Genomic DNA, 16329 nt, shown 5'->3' on the forward strand with positions numbered 1-16329 from the left:
AAATGTCCATGTGGCACCTGATTTCCACCGCCAGTGTGCTGGTGCAACTGGTGATGTTGACCCTGGTGCTCGCATCGGTTGTGTCCTGGGTAATGATTTTCCAGCGCAGCAGCTTCTTGCGTTCGGCAAAGACGGCGCTGGACGACTTCGAAGACCGTTTCTGGTCAGGCATTGATCTGTCCAAGCTGTATCGCCAGATCACCGGTAGCCCGGACACCAATTCCGGCCTGGAGCAGATCTTTCGTGCGGGCTTCAAAGAGTTTTCACGCATGCGTCAGCAGCCGGGTGTGGATCCGGATGCGGTGATGGATGCGGTACAGCGCTCCATGCGCGTAGCGATTTCCAAGGAAGAGGAGCGTCTGGAACAACATTTGCCGTTCCTCGCCACAGTCGGTTCCACCAGCCCGTATATCGGTCTGTTCGGTACGGTGTGGGGCATCATGAACTCGTTTCGTGGCCTGGCCAGTGCGCAGCAGGCTACTCTGGCGACAGTTGCTCCGGGTATTGCCGAGGCGCTTATCGCGACGGCGATCGGCCTGTTTGCGGCGATCCCGGCGGTCATTGCCTACAACCGCTTCGCTGCTCGCTCGGAAATGCTCATCAGCCGCTATTACACGTTTGCGGATGAGTTCTCGAGCATCCTGCATCGCCGCGTTCACGCCAGCAACGACGAATAATCGGGAGTTTACATGCAGGTTCGCCACGGTAGACGGCAGAAACGCAAACCGGTCGCAGAGATGAACGTCGTTCCCTATATCGACGTGATGCTGGTGCTGCTGGTTATTTTCATGGTGACCGCGCCGATGCTGAATCAGGGCGTTAACGTTGATCTTCCGCAGGTTTCCAGTGACGTGCTGCCTTCGGACAGTAACCAGCAAGTGCTGACACTGTCAGTGTTGGCGGACGGTACCTATTACTGGAACCTCGGTGAAACCGTGGATACCGAAAACCAGACCGACAGCGCGATCAGCCTGGAACAAATGTCGGACGGTGTGACCAAGATAATCAGCGCTCGTCCCGATACCGTTGTGTATATACGTGGCGACCAGGAAGCCAATTATGGTCTGGTTGTTACTGCGATGGCCACGCTGCAGCAAGCTGGCGTTCCCAACGTCGGATTGATTACCGAGGCGCCGTGAATACTCGCGAAGATCAGCCGCAGGCGTCTTCAAATTCGCTTGCTGCGCCAGTTTTAAAAGCGCTTGCGGTGCATTTGGGCGTAGCTATGATGCTGTTCGTGTCATTCAGCAGTGCGCCGGAATTTGAGCCGGCCAAGCCCATTGTGCAAGCGACCTTGGTGCAGCTGAACTCGAAGAGTCCTGCGACCACGCAGACGGATCAGAGTATCGCAGGTGAAGCGCAGAAGACCGCGGCACCACAGCATGAAGCGGAAGAGTTGAAGCAGGAGCAGCAAAAGCAGGAAGAACAGGCTGCCGAAGCGCGCGAAGAGCGTGCTGCCGAGGCTGCCGCCGCTGCGGCCGCAGCGCGAGAGCAACAGCAGGAAGAGGCAGAGGCGCAGAAGCAGGAACAGGCAGAGGCGCAGAAAGAAGCGGAAGCTGAAAAAGCCGCGGAAGCTGCTGAAGCGCGTAAAGCCGATGCGGCGAAAAAGCTTGCTGCGGAAGAGGCGGCCAAGAAAAAAGCAGCGGATGAGGCAGCTAAGAAGCAGGCCGCCGCAGAAGCCGCGAAGAAGAAGGCCGCAGACGAGGCGAAGAAGAAAGCAGCTGCGGATGCGGCCAAGAAAGCCGAGGCCGACAAGGCCGCGCAGCAACGCCGTGACGCCGAAGAGGCCAAGGCCCGTGCTCTGGCAGAGCTGCTGGCTGACGAGACGCAATATCAGCAGGCGCAGGCTGATGAGATTGGCGACGAGGTCGCAGCCAGCTTTGACGATCTGATCCGCCGCTACGTCAGTGAACAATGGCGCCGCCCACCGACTGCGCGTAATGGTATGGTGGTAGAAGTGGTGGTCAGCATGTTGCCAACCGGTCAGATTACCGATGCGGTGGTAGCTCGCTCCAGTGGCGATGCTGGTTTTGATCAATCCGCCGTTCAGGCAGTAAGAAACGTCGGACGCATCCCCGAGATGCAACAGCTATCCCGTGACAACCCCGCGACTTTTGATCGCATGTATCGCAAGCGCACATTGCGTTTCAAACCAGAGGATCTGTCATTTTGATGAATGTCATGAAACGTTGGCTGGCCACCGCAGTTTTGCTGCTGATGGCGCAGAGCCTGGTTGCCCAGGAGGCAATCGAGATTACCCGTGGTACTGACAAGGCCACTCCGATTGCCGTAGTGCCCTTTGGCTGGCAGGGTGGCTCGCCTTTGCCGGAAGATTTGGCTCAGATCGCATCGAATAATTTGCGCAATACGGGCATGTTTGCGCCCTTTGATCGCAGCAATATGCTCAGCAACCCCACCCAGCCGAGTGAGATTTTTCCGCGCGACTGGACCATGCTGGGTGTGGAGTATGTCGTCGCTGGCAGGGTTACAAAAGATCCTGCCGGGGATCGCTTCGAGGTGACCTACAGCCTTTACAGTGTGGTGCGCGAAGAAGTGCTGATGTCGAAGACGGTGAGCGGTACGCAAGGTCAGCTGCGCGACATGGCTCACCATCTCAGTGACGAGGTGTTCGAGGAAATAACCGGCATTCGCGGCGCCTTCAATACCAAGCTACTCTACGTTTCGGCGGAACGTTTTTCCGCAGGGAATACTCGGTACACGTTGCAGCGTTCGGATTACGATGGTGCTCGCGCTACTACCTTATTGCAGTCTCGTGAACCGATTCTGACGCCCTCTTACGCGCCCGATGGTCAGCGTATTGCTTATGTGTCGTTTGAATCGCGTCGCCCGGAAATTTTTATTCATTACGTGCAAACCGGTCGCCGCGAGCGGATCACCAGTTTCGAAGGGCTTAACGGGGCGCCGGCCTGGTCGCCAGATGGGCAGAGACTGGCTTTCGTATTGTCACGTGACGGGAACCCGGAGATCTATGTAATGGAACTGGCTTCCAAACAGATGCGCCGGGTGACCAATCATTTCGGGATTGATACCGAGCCGACCTGGATGGACAACAGTACTATCGCGTTCACATCCGATAGGGGCGGGCGTCCACAGATTTACAAAACCAATATAAACTCGGGTAGTGCCGAGCGGCTGACCTTTGTCGGCAACTATAATGCCAATGCGAAAATGTCGGCGGACGGCAGCACCATGGTCATGGTCCACCGCCAGGATGGCAACAGTAATTTTCATATTGCCGCACAAGACCTCAAGCGCGGCAATCTGAGGGTTTTAACACAGACATCGTTAGATGAGTCACCTACTGTCGCACCTAACGGTACTATGTTAATTTATGCAACCCGTCAACAGGGACGGGGCGTTCTCATGCTGGTATCTACCAATGGTCGTGCTAGGTCGGAGATTCCGACTCAATTCACTGACCTGCGCGTGCCATCATGGTCCCCATACCTGCCTTAAGGGTGTAACAACACTAAACCATATGGGGTTTTCCAGGAGTTCTATGATGCAAGTATCTAAAATTGGCAAGTTTGCGGCACTGGTTGTGGCTTTCGGCGTAATCGTTGGTTGTTCCTCTAAGGGCGGCGATACCGCTGGTACTGGCGCGGTTGATCCGAATGCCGGTTACACCAGCCCTTCCTCTTCCTCCAGCGATAACGGCATGAGCAGCGAAGAAGCCGCTCTGCGTGCTATCACTACCTTCTACTTCGAGTACGACAGTGCTGATCTGAAGCCAGAAGCCATGCGCGCCCTTGACGTTCACGCCAAGGACCTGAAGGCTGCTGGTAACCGTGTAGTGCTGGAAGGCCACACTGACGAGCGCGGTACCCGTGAATACAACATGGCACTGGGCGAGCGTCGTGCTGCTGCTGTTCAGCGCTATCTGGTTCTGCAGGGTGTTTCTGCCGGTCAGTTGGAACTGGTTTCCTACGGTGAAGAAAATGCGGCTGCTACTGGTTCCAGCGAAGAAGCTTGGGCCCAGAATCGTCGCGTAGAACTGCGTAAGTAAGAGGTCTTATGAAAGGGTTCAGAGGATTTACAGCAGCCTGTTTGTTATTGCCGTTCGCGGCTGTGGCGCAGGTACCCGTAACCGACGGTAGCGTGGGCGGTGCCCGCGGCAATCAGTCGGTGTCCTCTGCACCCGGACAGGCCCAGGCTGGCCTTTCCATGGAAGGCCAGCTTATGCAGCAGTTGTATCAGCTGCAACAGGAAGTATCCATGCTGCGTGGCTTGGTAGAAGAGCAGGAATACAAGCTCAAGCAGATGGAGCAGGATCAGCTGGATCGTTATGAAGATCTTGACCGCAGGGTGTCTTCGGGCATGAACGGTGGAGCTCCGAGCAACGCGCAGGGCCCGCTGGACGGACCTCTTCCGACCGGTAGCAATAACGGCACATCCGCAGCGGATGGCCAAACTAACTCTCCTGCTCAAAACGGCGCAGCCAGCACGGCTGAGGCTGATCCCGAGCGAGAAAAATTGATTTATGACGCGGCTTTTGACCTGGTCAAGGCGCGTGATTTTGACAAAGCCATTCAAGCTTTCACTGCGTTCGTTCGTCGTTACCCGCGCAGCGAGTATGCGGGTAACGCGCAGTATTGGTTGGGTGAGATTCATCTGGTGGAATCCGATCTGGAATCTGCCGGACGCGCTTTTGCGCTGGTGGTCAGCGAATATCCTGGGCATCGCAAAGAAGCTGACGCACTTTACAAGCTGGCTGAGGTAGAACGCCGCTTGGGTAACCAGGACAAAGCCGCAGCGCTGTATCGTGAAGTGCTATCCAAGCATCCGAACTCATCGGCCGCTCAGCTAGCACGCCGTGATCTCGACGCGCAGAGCTAGTAGCACTTCTTCCCCCAATATTTTCGAACAACAGGACGTGCCTAAACGTCCTGCTGGCTGCGTTTCCCCAGACTGACCTTTCCGCTACACTACGCGCCTTCACTCTTCAGACCCTTTCACGCTACAGACAATTTTTGCTTCAGCCGAGCGTGCTGCGTTCAAACTGACTGTTGAATGATTGTATTTGGGCCTCTGCCTGTTTAGCAGTCCAGCCCGGGGAAACCAAGCATGACCATTGATTTGTCCGCGACTCTGCGCATGACAGAGATTTTCTATTCCATCCAGGGTGAAAGTCGCAGCCTGGGCCTGCCCACGGTTTTTGTGCGCCTGACCGGTTGCCCGCTGCGCTGCCAATATTGTGATACGGCATATGCCTTCAGTGGTGGCGAGCTGATGAGCCTGAAACAGATTCTCCTGCAGGTTGCTTCCTATAAGCCGCGCTACGTGTGCGTTACAGGTGGTGAGCCGCTGGCCCAGCCAAATGCCATTCCGTTGCTGCAGGCGCTCTGTGAAGCCGGTTACAAGGTGTCGCTGGAGACCAGCGGCGCGCTGGATGTCAGCACGGTGGACGAGCGGGTGAGCAGGGTGGTGGACGTTAAAACCCCCGATTCCGCTGAGGTGGGACGCAACCTCTACAGCAATCTGGCATTGCTGGGGCAGCACGATCAGGTCAAATTTGTGATCTGCAGCCGTAGTGATTATGAGTGGGCGCGCTTCAAGCTGGATGAATACGCCTTGGCGGATAGCGTGGGTGAGGTGCTGTTCTCCCCGAGTCACGCGCAACTAACTCCCCGGCAGTTGGCCGAATGGATTGTCGAAGACAATTTACCCGTACGCTTTCAGATGCAGTTGCATAAATACCTGTGGAATGACGAGCCAGGACATTGATATGACTGATGCAGTGAAGAAAAAAGCCGTGGTATTGCTATCGGGCGGTCTGGACTCCGCTACGGTATTGGCGATGGCCCAGGCTAACGGCTATTCGTGCTACACCCTGAGTTTCGATTACGGTCAAAGACATCGCGCTGAGCTTGACGCTGCGAAACGCCTGGCTGCCAGTGCTGGCGTGGTCGAGCACAAGGTCATCGGTCTGGATCTGGATGGCATGGGTGGCTCGGCGTTAACAGATGATTCGCTGGCAGTGCCTGAGTCGCTCCAGCAGGGCATACCGATAACCTATGTGCCGGCGCGCAATACGGTATTTCTAGCGCTTGCTTTGGGTTGGGCTGAGGTGCTCGAAGCCCAGGATATTTTCATCGGCGTCAATGCGGTGGATTATTCGGGCTACCCGGATTGTCGCCCGGCGTTTATTGAAGCCTTTGAGCGGGTTGCTAATCTGGCGACCAAAGCCGGGGTTGAAGGCAAGGGCTTTCGGATCCTGGCTCCCCTGCAAGATATGACCAAAGGCGAAATCGTTGCTGAAGGCAGCCGCTTGGGTATCGACTACGCATTGACAGTGTCTTGTTATCAGGCTGATGCCCTGGGGCGCGCGTGCGGGCGTTGCGATAGTTGTCGTTTGCGCGCTGCTGGATTTTCCGCCGCGGGGGTGGCAGATGCTACTGTCTACCAGCCATCAAGTAACGCCGACTGATTCATTGCTAATTTCTGCTTGATTTTATCTGATAAATCAGTACTATAGCGCGCGTTCCGGGTCGTTAGCTCAGTTGGTAGAGCAGTTGGCTTTTAACCAATTGGTCGTAGGTTCGAATCCTACACGACCCACCATTTTATTCCGCGTCACCCCCCCCGTCCCGTATTCCCTACCGGTATTAATACAGCTGGCGCTTTCTTATTGTGTTCGGCCATTCGCTCATCTGCCTGCTATAAAAATGTTGAACCCCGTGCTTGGCGGCGAGTCACATTTCCTGAAGGCGATAAAGCCTGGTAAAGCTGCTCATTTAAGTAGCTACTTTCATACTCAGGTATGCAAAACACCCAATGTGTTTTATGTATGCGCAGAGAAGGATGGATGCAATGACCACTACTAATTCGAAAGATGTAATTGAAGTTCTCAACGACCTGATTGAAACCAGCAAAGATGGTGAGGCGGGTTTCAAGGTCTGTGCCGAAGACGTCAAACGCCCCGACCTGAAAGCCTTGTTTTCAGACCGTGCCGTTGAGTGTGGGAAAGCAGCCAGCGAACTGCAGGCGATTGTATTCCAGCTGGGCGGCGACCCAGAGAACAGCACCAGTCTGGCAGGCGACATGCATCGTCGCTGGGTTGACCTCAAGTCGGCCATTACTGGCAAGAGTGACGAAGCCGTGCTGAATGAGTGTGAGCGTGGCGAAGATGTTGCCAAGAAGAGCTACAAAGAAGCGCTTGAAAAGGATCTGCCCGCCGATGTGCGTGCAGTGGTAGAACGTCAGTACCAGGGTGTGCTGCGTAACCACGACCAGATCAAGGCTTTACGCGACTCCGAGCGTGCGAAAAGCTGATAGTGCCGGTTCTCGAGTGCAGCGGAAGCTGCGCTCGAGAACCTTGTTTTGTTAAGACTGTATCTTCATCTTCGCTCTGCTTACTCTTCCTGAATCCTCTCTCGTTACCAGCTCATCTCCTTGCGATTCAAATCCTATTAAACCGATTGCTGCCGATCCGTTATTCCCCGGGATCAGCTACATTTTCGTATGAGCCGCCTTCCAGGGGCTGCCACCACATTTCCATGAAGACAAAACCGATGGTCACCAGTGTCAGCAGACCGACGCCTATAATGCAGGCTGCGAAGAAACGGGTGTGGTCGTTTCTCGGCATTTTCATATAGGACGGCAGGCCGAAGAACAGCAAGATGCAGGACAGAGCTGCACCCAGGGCGCCAACGATCAGAAGTACCGGTCGATAGGGGAGCATGGCCGCCAAGGCTGCCAGCATCATCGGAATTGATGTCACCGTCATGAACGTCAAGCTGATTGGCAGCGAGGGTCTTTGGGGGACGCGAAACAGCACCCATCGGGTCATGAAGCTCATCACCAGCAACCCCACTAGAAACCCCAGGTAGCACATCAGCCCCAGCATGGCTGCACTACCGGGGGTCAAGTACTGCGTTTCCTCGCCGCCGTAAAAGCTCCATCCGGTGTGGGCCGCACCGATATAGCAGGCCACAGCGGGAATCAGTGGCCCGAGCAGCATCAGGGGGAGGAACCCCCACGGTTGCTGATCGGCATCCTTGCGGATATTGGTCCAGGCGTCAGCCGGGGTGGTGAGTAGCGCGGGTATGTGAGCCAGCATGGCAATCTCCTCTTGCTTGGTTTTATGCCCTTACTTTCTCGACTGGTGCGCCGGGGGTTAAGTTCAAGTTACACAAGGGTGCCGCGTGGTAATATGGGCCATGCTATTCAACACAGGATCAACTCATGTCACAGATTCCCGAACGGGTCCTGGTGCAGGCGCACCTCGCGGCCAAGCAGGTTGCGCCGCTGACCGACGCCGAGCAGGCTGACTACAAGCGCCGCATTGCCGAAGAGCTCAAGGCTCAGAATGCAGTGCTGGTGGCGCATTACTACACCGATCCGCTGCTGCAGTCGTTGGCGGAAGAGACCGGTGGCTGCGTATCGGATTCGCTGGAAATGGCGCGTTTTGGCCGTGACCACCCGGCCACCACGCTGGTGGTTGCCGGTGTGCGCTTCATGGGCGAGACTTCGAAGATTCTCAGCCCGGAAAAGCGCGTGCTCATGCCGACCCTGGATGCCACATGTTCGCTGGATATTGGCTGCCCAATCGATGAGTTTTCCGCGTTTTGCGACCAGCATCCGGATCGCACCGTGGTGGTGTATGCCAATACCTCTGCGGCGGTGAAGGCACGAGCCGATTGGGTCGTTACTTCCAGCTGCGCCTTGCAGATCGTCGAGCACCTGATGGACCAGGGGCAAAAGATTCTGTGGGCACCGGATCAGCATCTGGGTAATTACATTCAGCGTGAAACCGGTGCGGATATGCTGTTATGGGAAGGCTCCTGCATCGTGCATGAGGAGTTCAAGGCCAAGGCGTTATTGGATCTGAAAGCGGTGTACCCGGAGGCGGCGATTCTGGTTCATCCCGAGTCGCCGATGTCGGTGATCGAGTTGGCTGACGCGGTAGGTTCGACCAGTCAGTTGATCAAGGCAACGCAGACGCTGCCCAACCCGACCTTTATCGTCGCCACTGATCGCGGCATTTTCTACAAGATGCAGCAAGGCGCGCCGGATAAACAACTGATTGAAGCACCTACTGCCGGCAATGGCGCCACCTGCCGCAGTTGCGCACATTGCCCCTGGATGGCGATGAACACGCTGCCCCGTCTGCTGGAGAGCCTGCAGCAGGGCAGTAATGAGATTCACGTGGCGGCCGAGCTGATACCGCGCGCGGTGCAGCCGTTGGAGCGGATGCTCAACTTCACCCGTCAGGCTAATCTGGCCGCCAAGGGTAATGCCTGATCAGAAGCTTTTGAGGATTTCGCGCTGATTGGCGAGATCCTGCTGCCGGGCGTCAATGCGCGCGCTCATGACGTAGCTGTCACCAGCGCGTCTGGCCGCCAGATCCAGTTGTTCGCCAGCCTGATCCAGGTCGCCGGCCAGCATGAAATATTCCGCGCGGGCCAAGTGCACGCCAAGAATATTGCCCGCCAAGCCACGGATTTCGGCGGCGAGATACCAGACGTCCGGATCATTGCTGCGCTGGCTGGCGAGTCTGTCGATAGCCTGCTCTGCCTCCTGATAACGTTCGGCGCGCAACAGCATGTCGGCCCTGGCTTCGAGCAAGGGATAGTTGCCGGGATTGATCTGCAGCAGGCGGTCGACACGGCTCAATGCCTGATCCAGGTGGTTCTGGCTGGCGTCGAGTTCCACCGCGGCGAGATTCACCGTCACATTGTCCGGATACTTGCTGAGCAGCGGCTCCATTGCTTCGGCGGCTTCCGCGTACTGTGCGCTGCGGGTCAATGCCAGTACCAGTCCGTAGCGCGCCGCGGCGTGGTCACCCTCATGCTCATCCAGCAGAATGCGAAAACGCTGCACTGCCAGGCCAGGATTGCGTTCGTGGTGCAGTTGCACGCGCGCGCGCATCATTTGATATTCCACGCTGTCACGCCGACCATCGCCAGGTAATTGCTCGGCGCGGTTACGCGAGTCGGCAATCCGCGACTGGTTGACCGGGTGAGTCAGCAAAAATTCGGGTGGAGTGCGACTGAAACGGCTCAGCCGGGCCAGGCGCTCGAACATATCCGGCATGGCGGTGGGATCGTACCCGGCGTTGTCGAGATTGAGCAGGCCGATACGATCGGCCTCCTGCTCATTCTGGCGGGAGAAGCGACGCTGCTCCTGGATAGCGGCTGCCTGAGTCGACGCCAGGGCAGCAAAGCCGGCGTCACCGCCACCGGCCGCCGCCAGTATCACGCTGGCCAGCATCGCGGTCATGACCGGTACGCGCATTCGCTGCTGTTGTTCAAGGCCGCGGGAAAAATGCCGCTGCGAGAGGTGAGCCAGTTCATGCGCCATCACCGAGGCGAACTCTGCCTCGGTATGGGCGTTGAGAAACAGCCCGCCATTGACGCCAACGACTCCGCCGGGAGCGGCAAAAGCGTTCAGCTGCGGGCTTTCTATCAGGACAAAGGTCAGGCGCGGATCACTTAACTGACTGGTCTCGGCCAGACTGAAAACGTGCCGTTCAATGAAGTCCTTCAGCAACGGATCATCCATGGTCGCCACGGAGCCACGCAGCATGGAAAGCCAGGCCCGGCCGAGTTGGTATTCCTGCTCGCGGGACATGAGCGATGAACTGGTGTCGCCCAGAGAGGGCAGGTTGAACTCATCCGCCTGCGCCGCTTGAGGCACAGCGATGGAGGTCAGTACGCAAAACGCCAGCGTCTTGACCATTGCCAAGGTTACAAACGGGTTGAATTGCATGATTACCTTTGCGCCTGTCCGGATTGGGGTGTCTGCGTGAGTCTATGCAGAGCTATACTGTAACACTTGCTACTGAGGAGTTTACGCATGGCGCCTGATCCAACAGCGCTGAAAATCGATCACGATGTGTCCCGCACTCTGGATGCTCGAGGTTTGTCCTGTCCGCTGCCGCTGCTCAAGACCAAGCTGGAGCTGAATACCATGAAGGCGGATGAGATTCTGCATGTGCTGGCGACCGACGCTGGTTCGCAACGTGATCTTCAGCGCTTCTCTGAACTGTCTGGCAACGAACTGATTGCAGCTGAGATATTGGACGACGAGTTTCATTATTGGTTGCGCAAGAGGTGAGATCAACAGGTATGTTGAAGGTTTTCCAGGGGTGGATGCACCGCTATTTCTCCGACGAAGAAGCGGTAGTGCTGGCGGTGGTGTTGGCGTTGGGTTTTGCCATCATCATCAGCTTCGGCGGCAAGCTGGCACCGTTGCTCACCGGTCTCGTACTGGCTTACCTGTTGCAAGGTCTGGTCACTCAGCTGCGCCGGTGGCATGTTCCGCACGCACTATCGGTATGGCTGGTGTTTCTGCTCTTTCTCGGCGCGCTGTCTGCATTGCTTGGTGTTGTGGTGCCGCTGGTTTGGAGGCAGATCACCAATCTTTTCAACGAGCTGCCGCGCATGTTAGTGCAGTGGCAAGCTCAGCTTGAACACTTGCCCGAGCAATATCCGGCACTCATCTCCCAAGGACAGATTGAGCGATTGATCGGCTCTATAAATGGTGAACTGGGCCAGTTCGGGCAATGGGTGCTTTCTCAATCTCTTGCCAGCCTGCCGATGCTGGTGACCATTCTGGTCTATCTGGTACTGGTACCGATTCTGGTGTTTTTCTTTCTGATGGATAACCAGAAGATCAGCAGCTGGATGGTCAGCCAGTTGCCCCGTGAGCGCCGACTGATGACCCAGGTGTGGACGGAGATGAATCAGCAGATCGCCAATTATATCCGTGGCAAGGTGGTCGAGATTCTGATCGTTGGCGCGGTGAGCTACATCTGTTTTGCGGTGCTCAAGGTTAACTACGCAGCACTGCTGGCTGTGGTGGTGGGGCTCTCGGTATTGGTCCCTTATATCGGCGCTACGGTGGCTACCATACCGGTAGCACTCATTGGCCTGTTCCAGTGGGGGCTAGGCAATGAGTTCATGGTGCTGATGATCGTCTATGCGGTTATTCAGGCGCTGGATGGCAATGTGCTGGTGCCAATCCTGTTCTCTGAAGCGGTCAATCTGCATCCAGTGGCGATCATCGCGGCGATATTGATTTTTGGTGGCTTATGGGGGTTCTGGGGAATATTTTTTGCCATCCCCTTGGCGACGCTGTTCAAGGCGGTGCTGTACGCTTGGCCGCGAGGTGTCGGAGCGGCCCATGAAGCCGCCCCGGTTGACCACCCGGGAACGGCGGAGCAACTCGACTGATCAGCCGTTCAATTCCTGAGCGGCTTGCAGTACTTCGGCGACATGCCCTTTGACTTTGACCTTGCGCCACTCGCGACGCAGCACGCCCTGTTTGTCGATCAGGAAGGTGCTGCGTTCGATCCCTTCGTATTCCTTGCCATACATCTGCTTCAACTTGATCACATCAAACAGTCGGCACAGGCTCTCATCGCTGTCGCTGATCAGTTCGAAGGGAAAGCTTTGCTTGGACTTGAAGTTCTCATGGGTGCGCAGGCTGTCTTTGGATACGCCAAGAATCAGCGTGTGAGCCGCGACGAAGTCGGCGTGCATATCGCGGAAGTCCTGGCCCTGGGTGGTGCAGCCAGGGGTATTGTCCTTGGGGTAGAAATAGATCACCAGTTGAGTGCCAGCGAGGGTCGCAAGATTGATCTCCTGCCCGCTGGTCGCCTGTGCGCTGAAGTCGGGAACGGGTTTGTCCAGGGTGACGCTCATAGTGATACCTCTAGCCGGGTATGGGAATTAATGAATAGGTCGCCAGGGTTCAATCACGGCGTCCAGGTTCAGCTCATCGCAAAAATCGAGAAACTGTTCGCGCAACCAGCTGAGCTGGGTCTTGGCCGGGATGGCGATAGTCAGGGTCATGTTCAGCATGGCGGTGCCGGTGTGCTGGGCCATGTAGGTAAAGCTGAACAACTCCTCGATCTCGATCTCGATCTGCTGGAAGAAAGTGCAGAGCTCCGCGCACAACTCAGGACGCTGGGCGGCGGTTACAAACACATTGTAGGGAAGAGCCTGCGGGCGCTCCTCCAGGCTACGGCTGCGGTTCATCGACAACGTCAGATGCTCGCGCTTGGCAATGGTCAACATCAGGTTTTCCAGTCGCGCCAAGGCGTCCCAGTTGCCGCTGACCTGCAGCAGCAGGGAAGTGCAGGTGCCGTGGCGGCTCATACGGCTGCTGACGATCAGGCAGCGCTGCTCAAGACACAGTCGCGTCAGAGTGGTGACCATGCTGGTGGTCTGCGAGCCCATGGCGTTGATCACCAAAAACTGATCACGTTGGCTATTGGCGGTAGACATGATGCTCCTTGACGTGAGGGCGAGCCTGATCCGAAGGGTCGGCATCGGGCTATCAGGGCTGCTATTGTCGCCGCCCACGTCAACCGGTTCAACATTCTATTCGGGCAGGATAGCGATGACAGTCAGCCCAGCACCCTGAAAGGTGTTCGCGGCCTTGATTGCCGGGGGAATTCTTCCCGGCTTCCCTTGTGCTGGCTGCACGGCGAAAGTACCATTGCGGGTCAATGTTTCAACTGGAGCAGTTGCATGATCGCAGGCAGCCTGGTGGCGCTGGTTACACCCATGGATTCACGTGGAGGCCTGGATTGGCTGGCCCTTGAGCGGCTTATCGACTTTCATCTGGAAAATGGTACTGATGGCATTGTCGCTGTCGGCACTACCGGTGAGTCGGCTACCTTGAGCATGAGCGAGCATAAGGAAGCCATTCGTCGCGTGGTTGATCAGGTGGCTGGCCGCGTTCCGGTGATTGCCGGCACAGGCGCCAACTCCACGCGCGAGGCCGTCGAACTGACGGAATCGGCGCGTAGCGTCAATGCTGATGCCTGTTTGCTGGTAACGCCCTATTACAACAAGCCAACCCAGGAAGGGCTGTATCAGCACTATCGCTTTATTGCCGAAGCAGTCGATATTCCGCAGATTCTTTATAACGTGCCCGGCCGTACGGCCTGCGACATGTTGCCGGAGACAGTAGAACGTCTGGCCGATACGCCGAATATCATCGGTATCAAGGAAGCCACGGGCGATCTGCAGCGTGCTCGCGAGCTGATCGACCGGGTAGGGGATCGCATGGCGGTGTATTCCGGCGATGACCCGACCGCGGTGGAATTGATCCTGATGGGCGGCAAAGGCAACATTTCAGTGACCTCCAATGTCGCTCCCAAGGCGATGCACGACCTTTGCGCGGCTGCATTGAGGGGCGATGTCGACACGGCAAGGCGGATCAATGAGTCGCTGATGCCACTGCACAAGGCACTCTTTATCGAGTCCAATCCCATACCGGTGAAATGGGCGCTGCATGAGATGGGTCTGATGGGCGATGGCTTGCGCCTGCCCCTTACGCCCCTGAGCGACCGTTGCCATGAGACGGTTCGCAACGCCCTGCGTGAATGCGGTGTGTTGTGAGCGGTACTCGACGACTTAATTTCAGCAAGGAAATCATTATGAAGCCTGTACTGGGTGCTCTATCGGTCGTGCTGCTGGGCAGCCTTAGCGGTTGTGGGTACATCTATGGTGAGGATGGCTACTTCCGTGACCGCGGCTCCGATTATCAGGCGGCGCAGATCAAGCCCAGAATGGAGGTTCCAGATGGCATCGAAAGTAAGCCGATTGGCGATCTGCTGCCGGTGCCCGGCCAGGTAACTGGCAACCAGGAGTTTGACGAATTCGAGATGCCACGGCCGCAGGCCATGCTGGTCAGCGCAGAAGCCTCTGAATTTTCCTTGCAGCAGGATGACGCCAGACGCTGGGTTCATGCACAGCGCAGCCCCGCAGACACCTGGCCGCTGGTCAGACAGTTCTGGAATGATTACCAGATAGGTATCGCATCTGAATCAGCCAGTCTTGGCGAAGTGGAAACTGACTGGCTTGCCTTTGACGTGCAAGCAGATAACCCGCTGGTACGGCGTATTTCTCCGGCGTTGGGTGAGGGGCGCAGCGAAGAAGATGAGCACCGCTTCCGCATGCGCGTTGAACCTGGCGTCCAGTCGGGCAGCAGCGAGATCTTCATATTGCACACCCACCGCAGCCAGGGCGGCAATCGAGATGAATGGCCGGAAAACTCCGATAACCTCAATCTTGAACGCGCGGTGCTGGCCGAGCTGGAAAGTTATCTGAGCCAGTCGCGTGCCGATGGCAGCACCTCACTGGTCGCCTCGCAGGAAGGTCTGATCGCCCAACGCGCAACCCTGGACGAGGATGGCGCAGGTAACGCAGTGCTGAATATTCAGTCTGACTTCAATCGCACCTGGGCTGCCGTCGGTGATGCATTGGGCCAAGCCGACATCCTGGTAACGGATCTGGACCGCAGCAGCGGCGTCTATTATGTCGATCTGGATCAGACAGCCAGCAGTCAGCAGGAAAAGCCGGGCTTTTTTGGCCGCCTGTTTGGTCGTGATGAAGATGAAGAGGTAACCGCTCGTCCATTGCAGGTTCGCCTTACGCAGGTCAGCAATGGCGTTCAGGTCACCGTTGAGCGGAGTATTGAAACGGCAGCTGAGGGCGATGAAGCCCAGGCGCTGCTGACCCGTATTCGCGATAACTTGAATTGAGGGCAATAGGCTAGCCGTGCGTTATTGTTCTCTCGGCAGTGGCAGCAAAGGTAACGCAACTGTCGTCGAGTACGGCCGGACCCGCGTGCTGGTGGATTGCGGGTTCAGCTTGCGTGCCACGGAGCAACGCCTGGCCGCTGCCGGGCTGAATGCGCGGCAGCTCAGCGCGATTCTGGTGACTCACGAACATAGCGATCATATCAACGGTGTCCAGCGCTTGGCTCGGCGGTATCAGTTGCCGGTATATATGACCGCAGGAACCGGGCGCGCTATTGCCGATGCCGATTTAGCCTATGAGCGGATCCAGCTGGACTGCGGTTTCGCGATTGGAGATCTGCAGGTATTGCCCGTTGCTGTGCCGCATGACGCCCGAGAGCCTTGCCAGTTCATATTCGATAACGGCCAACATCGATTCGGCATCCTGACTGATGTTGGCACCATCACTCCATGGATAATCGAGCGTTACAGTGGTCTGGACGGCCTGTTTCTGGAGGCCAATTATGATCCTCAGATGCTCGCCGAAGGCCCTTATCCGCCCAGTTTGCGAGCGCGGGTCGCGGGTGATCTGGGGCATCTGAGCAATCAGCAGGCGGCGGGATTGTTGCAGGCGATTGATCGAACAAAGCTCAAACATGTCGCCATCGCGCACATCAGCGAGAAGAATAACCGGCCCGACCTGGCCATGGGTGAGCTTAGCCGCGCACTGCAGGGGTGGTCGGGTGATTTGCATCTGGCGGAACAGAATCAGGGCTTGCCCTGGCAAGATATTACGGGGCAACCCCTCACGTTATGCGTCTAGCAGGAGCCGA

19 protein-coding genes and 1 tRNA gene are annotated in these 16329 nt (G+C 56.9%); 16 read left to right on the forward strand and 4 right to left on the reverse strand.

Going from position 1 to position 16329, the window contains the following annotated elements; genetic code table 11:
• Positions 1–2: 2 nt before the first annotated feature.
• The 10 genes from tolQ (at position 3) to DT594_RS00635 (ending at position 7293) form a co-directional block, all read left to right on the forward strand.
• A complete protein-coding gene (gene tolQ, locus DT594_RS00590) occupies positions 3–677 on the forward strand; it encodes a protein TolQ (RefSeq protein ID WP_149331894.1) in 675 nt (224 codons plus the stop codon).
• 12 nt (positions 678–689) lie between these two features.
• Complete coding sequence (gene tolR / locus DT594_RS00595) at positions 690–1139, forward strand: protein TolR (RefSeq protein ID WP_149330912.1); 450 nt, start codon at positions 690–692, stop codon at positions 1137–1139.
• Positions 1136–2173: a cell envelope integrity protein TolA gene (gene tolA, locus DT594_RS00600; protein WP_281290865.1), complete on the forward strand. Its 1038-nt coding sequence runs from the start codon at positions 1136–1138 to the stop codon at positions 2171–2173. Before tolR ends, tolA begins: the two co-directional genes overlap by 4 nt.
• Positions 2174–2181: 8 nt before the next feature.
• The gene (tolB, locus tag DT594_RS00605; RefSeq protein ID WP_425460496.1) at positions 2182–3477 is read left to right on the forward strand and encodes a Tol-Pal system beta propeller repeat protein TolB; all 1296 of its coding nucleotides are present in this window, start codon (positions 2182–2184) and stop codon (positions 3475–3477) included.
• A 46-nt stretch (positions 3478–3523) separates the two neighbouring features.
• Positions 3524–4027: a peptidoglycan-associated lipoprotein Pal gene (gene pal, locus DT594_RS00610; RefSeq protein ID WP_096346230.1), complete on the forward strand. Its 504-nt coding sequence runs from the start codon at positions 3524–3526 to the stop codon at positions 4025–4027.
• A gap of 8 nt (positions 4028–4035) precedes the next feature.
• Positions 4036–4857: a tol-pal system protein YbgF gene (gene ybgF / locus DT594_RS00615; protein ID WP_149330914.1), complete on the forward strand. Its 822-nt coding sequence runs from the start codon at positions 4036–4038 to the stop codon at positions 4855–4857.
• A 240-nt stretch (positions 4858–5097) separates the two neighbouring features.
• Entirely contained in the window at positions 5098–5745 is a 648-nt protein-coding gene (gene queE, locus DT594_RS00620; protein WP_149331896.1) for a 7-carboxy-7-deazaguanine synthase QueE, read from the forward strand.
• A 1-nt stretch (position 5746) separates the two neighbouring features.
• Complete coding sequence (gene queC, locus DT594_RS00625) at positions 5747–6448, forward strand: 7-cyano-7-deazaguanine synthase QueC (RefSeq protein ID WP_246164518.1); 702 nt, start codon at positions 5747–5749, stop codon at positions 6446–6448.
• 58 nt (positions 6449–6506) lie between these two features.
• A tRNA-Lys gene (locus DT594_RS00630) sits at positions 6507–6582 on the forward strand.
• Positions 6583–6831: 249 nt separating this feature from the next.
• Entirely contained in the window at positions 6832–7293 is a 462-nt protein-coding gene (locus tag DT594_RS00635) for a PA2169 family four-helix-bundle protein (protein WP_178091362.1), read from the forward strand.
• Positions 7294–7453: 160 nt separating this feature from the next.
• Here DT594_RS00635 and DT594_RS00640 read toward each other — a convergent pair whose 3' ends face one another.
• Positions 7454–8080 carry a Yip1 family protein gene (locus tag DT594_RS00640; RefSeq protein WP_149330917.1) on the reverse strand — a complete coding sequence of 209 codons (627 nt, stop codon included), beginning with the start codon at positions 8078–8080 and terminating at the stop codon, positions 7454–7456.
• 125 nt (positions 8081–8205) lie between these two features.
• On the opposite strand from DT594_RS00640, the gene nadA reads away from it, so the two are divergent.
• Entirely contained in the window at positions 8206–9264 is a 1059-nt protein-coding gene (gene nadA / locus DT594_RS00645; RefSeq protein WP_149330918.1) for a quinolinate synthase NadA, read from the forward strand.
• Here the strand turns inward: nadA and DT594_RS00650 are convergent, their stop codons facing one another.
• Positions 9265–10731: a M48 family metalloprotease gene (locus tag DT594_RS00650; RefSeq protein WP_425460497.1), complete on the reverse strand. Its 1467-nt coding sequence runs from the start codon at positions 10729–10731 to the stop codon at positions 9265–9267.
• An 87-nt stretch (positions 10732–10818) separates the two neighbouring features.
• Between DT594_RS00650 and DT594_RS00655 the strand changes: the two genes are divergently transcribed.
• The gene (locus DT594_RS00655) at positions 10819–11079 is read left to right on the forward strand and encodes a sulfurtransferase TusA family protein (protein ID WP_149330919.1); all 261 of its coding nucleotides are present in this window, start codon (positions 10819–10821) and stop codon (positions 11077–11079) included.
• Between the two features lie 11 nt (positions 11080–11090).
• On the forward strand, positions 11091–12197 hold the full coding sequence (locus DT594_RS00660) for an AI-2E family transporter (protein ID WP_149330920.1): 1107 nt from the start codon (positions 11091–11093) through the stop codon (positions 12195–12197).
• Here DT594_RS00660 and DT594_RS00665 read toward each other — a convergent pair whose 3' ends face one another.
• Entirely contained in the window at positions 12198–12668 is a 471-nt protein-coding gene (locus tag DT594_RS00665; RefSeq protein WP_149330921.1) for a peroxiredoxin, read from the reverse strand.
• A 27-nt stretch (positions 12669–12695) separates the two neighbouring features.
• Positions 12696–13253: a glycine cleavage system transcriptional repressor gene (locus DT594_RS00670; RefSeq protein ID WP_149330922.1), complete on the reverse strand. Its 558-nt coding sequence runs from the start codon at positions 13251–13253 to the stop codon at positions 12696–12698.
• A 246-nt stretch (positions 13254–13499) separates the two neighbouring features.
• On the opposite strand from DT594_RS00670, the gene dapA reads away from it, so the two are divergent.
• The 3 genes from dapA to DT594_RS00685 are packed head-to-tail and all read left to right on the forward strand — an operon-like array spanning position 13500 to position 16319.
• A complete protein-coding gene (dapA, locus tag DT594_RS00675) occupies positions 13500–14375 on the forward strand; it encodes a 4-hydroxy-tetrahydrodipicolinate synthase (protein WP_096346219.1) in 876 nt (291 codons plus the stop codon).
• A gap of 38 nt (positions 14376–14413) precedes the next feature.
• Positions 14414–15520, forward strand: a complete 1107-nt coding sequence (gene bamC, locus DT594_RS00680) for an outer membrane protein assembly factor BamC (protein ID WP_178091364.1) — start codon at positions 14414–14416, stop codon at positions 15518–15520.
• 16 nt (positions 15521–15536) lie between these two features.
• Positions 15537–16319 carry an MBL fold metallo-hydrolase gene (locus DT594_RS00685; RefSeq protein WP_149330924.1) on the forward strand — a complete coding sequence of 261 codons (783 nt, stop codon included), beginning with the start codon at positions 15537–15539 and terminating at the stop codon, positions 16317–16319.
• The last annotated feature ends 10 nt before the right edge of the window (positions 16320–16329 follow it).

The sequence above is a fragment of the Halopseudomonas laoshanensis genome (genome assembly GCF_008365385.1).
Classification (GTDB): domain Bacteria; phylum Pseudomonadota; class Gammaproteobacteria; order Pseudomonadales; family Pseudomonadaceae; genus Halopseudomonas; species Halopseudomonas laoshanensis.

Bases quoted from the DNA above. Each gene is read 5' to 3' on its own strand.
- DT594_RS00660 (WP_149330920.1), top strand. From the start codon at position 11,091: ATGTTGAAGGTTTTCCAGGGGTGGATGCACCGCTATTTCTCCGACGAA.
- ybgF (WP_149330914.1), top strand. From the start codon at position 4,036: ATGAAAGGGTTCAGAGGATTTACAGCAGCCTGTTTGTTATTGCCGTTC.
- DT594_RS00665 (WP_149330921.1), bottom strand. From the start codon at position 12,668: ATGAGCGTCACCCTGGACAAACCCGTTCCCGACTTCAGCGCACAGGCG.
- bamC (WP_178091364.1), top strand. From the start codon at position 14,414: ATGAAGCCTGTACTGGGTGCTCTATCGGTCGTGCTGCTGGGCAGCCTT.
- tolB (WP_425460496.1), top strand. From the start codon at position 2,182: ATGAAACGTTGGCTGGCCACCGCAGTTTTGCTGCTGATGGCGCAGAGC.
- tolQ (WP_149331894.1), top strand. From the start codon at position 3: ATGTCCATGTGGCACCTGATTTCCACCGCCAGTGTGCTGGTGCAACTG.
- queC (WP_246164518.1), top strand. From the start codon at position 5,747: ATGACTGATGCAGTGAAGAAAAAAGCCGTGGTATTGCTATCGGGCGGT.
- DT594_RS00670 (WP_149330922.1), bottom strand. From the start codon at position 13,253: ATGTCTACCGCCAATAGCCAACGTGATCAGTTTTTGGTGATCAACGCC.
- DT594_RS00655 (WP_149330919.1), top strand. From the start codon at position 10,819: ATGGCGCCTGATCCAACAGCGCTGAAAATCGATCACGATGTGTCCCGC.
- DT594_RS00650 (WP_425460497.1), bottom strand. From the start codon at position 10,731: ATGCAATTCAACCCGTTTGTAACCTTGGCAATGGTCAAGACGCTGGCG.
- nadA (WP_149330918.1), top strand. From the start codon at position 8,206: ATGTCACAGATTCCCGAACGGGTCCTGGTGCAGGCGCACCTCGCGGCC.
- DT594_RS00640 (WP_149330917.1), bottom strand. From the start codon at position 8,080: ATGCTGGCTCACATACCCGCGCTACTCACCACCCCGGCTGACGCCTGG.
- DT594_RS00635 (WP_178091362.1), top strand. From the start codon at position 6,832: ATGACCACTACTAATTCGAAAGATGTAATTGAAGTTCTCAACGACCTG.
- tolR (WP_149330912.1), top strand. From the start codon at position 690: ATGCAGGTTCGCCACGGTAGACGGCAGAAACGCAAACCGGTCGCAGAG.
- dapA (WP_096346219.1), top strand. From the start codon at position 13,500: ATGATCGCAGGCAGCCTGGTGGCGCTGGTTACACCCATGGATTCACGT.
- pal (WP_096346230.1), top strand. From the start codon at position 3,524: ATGCAAGTATCTAAAATTGGCAAGTTTGCGGCACTGGTTGTGGCTTTC.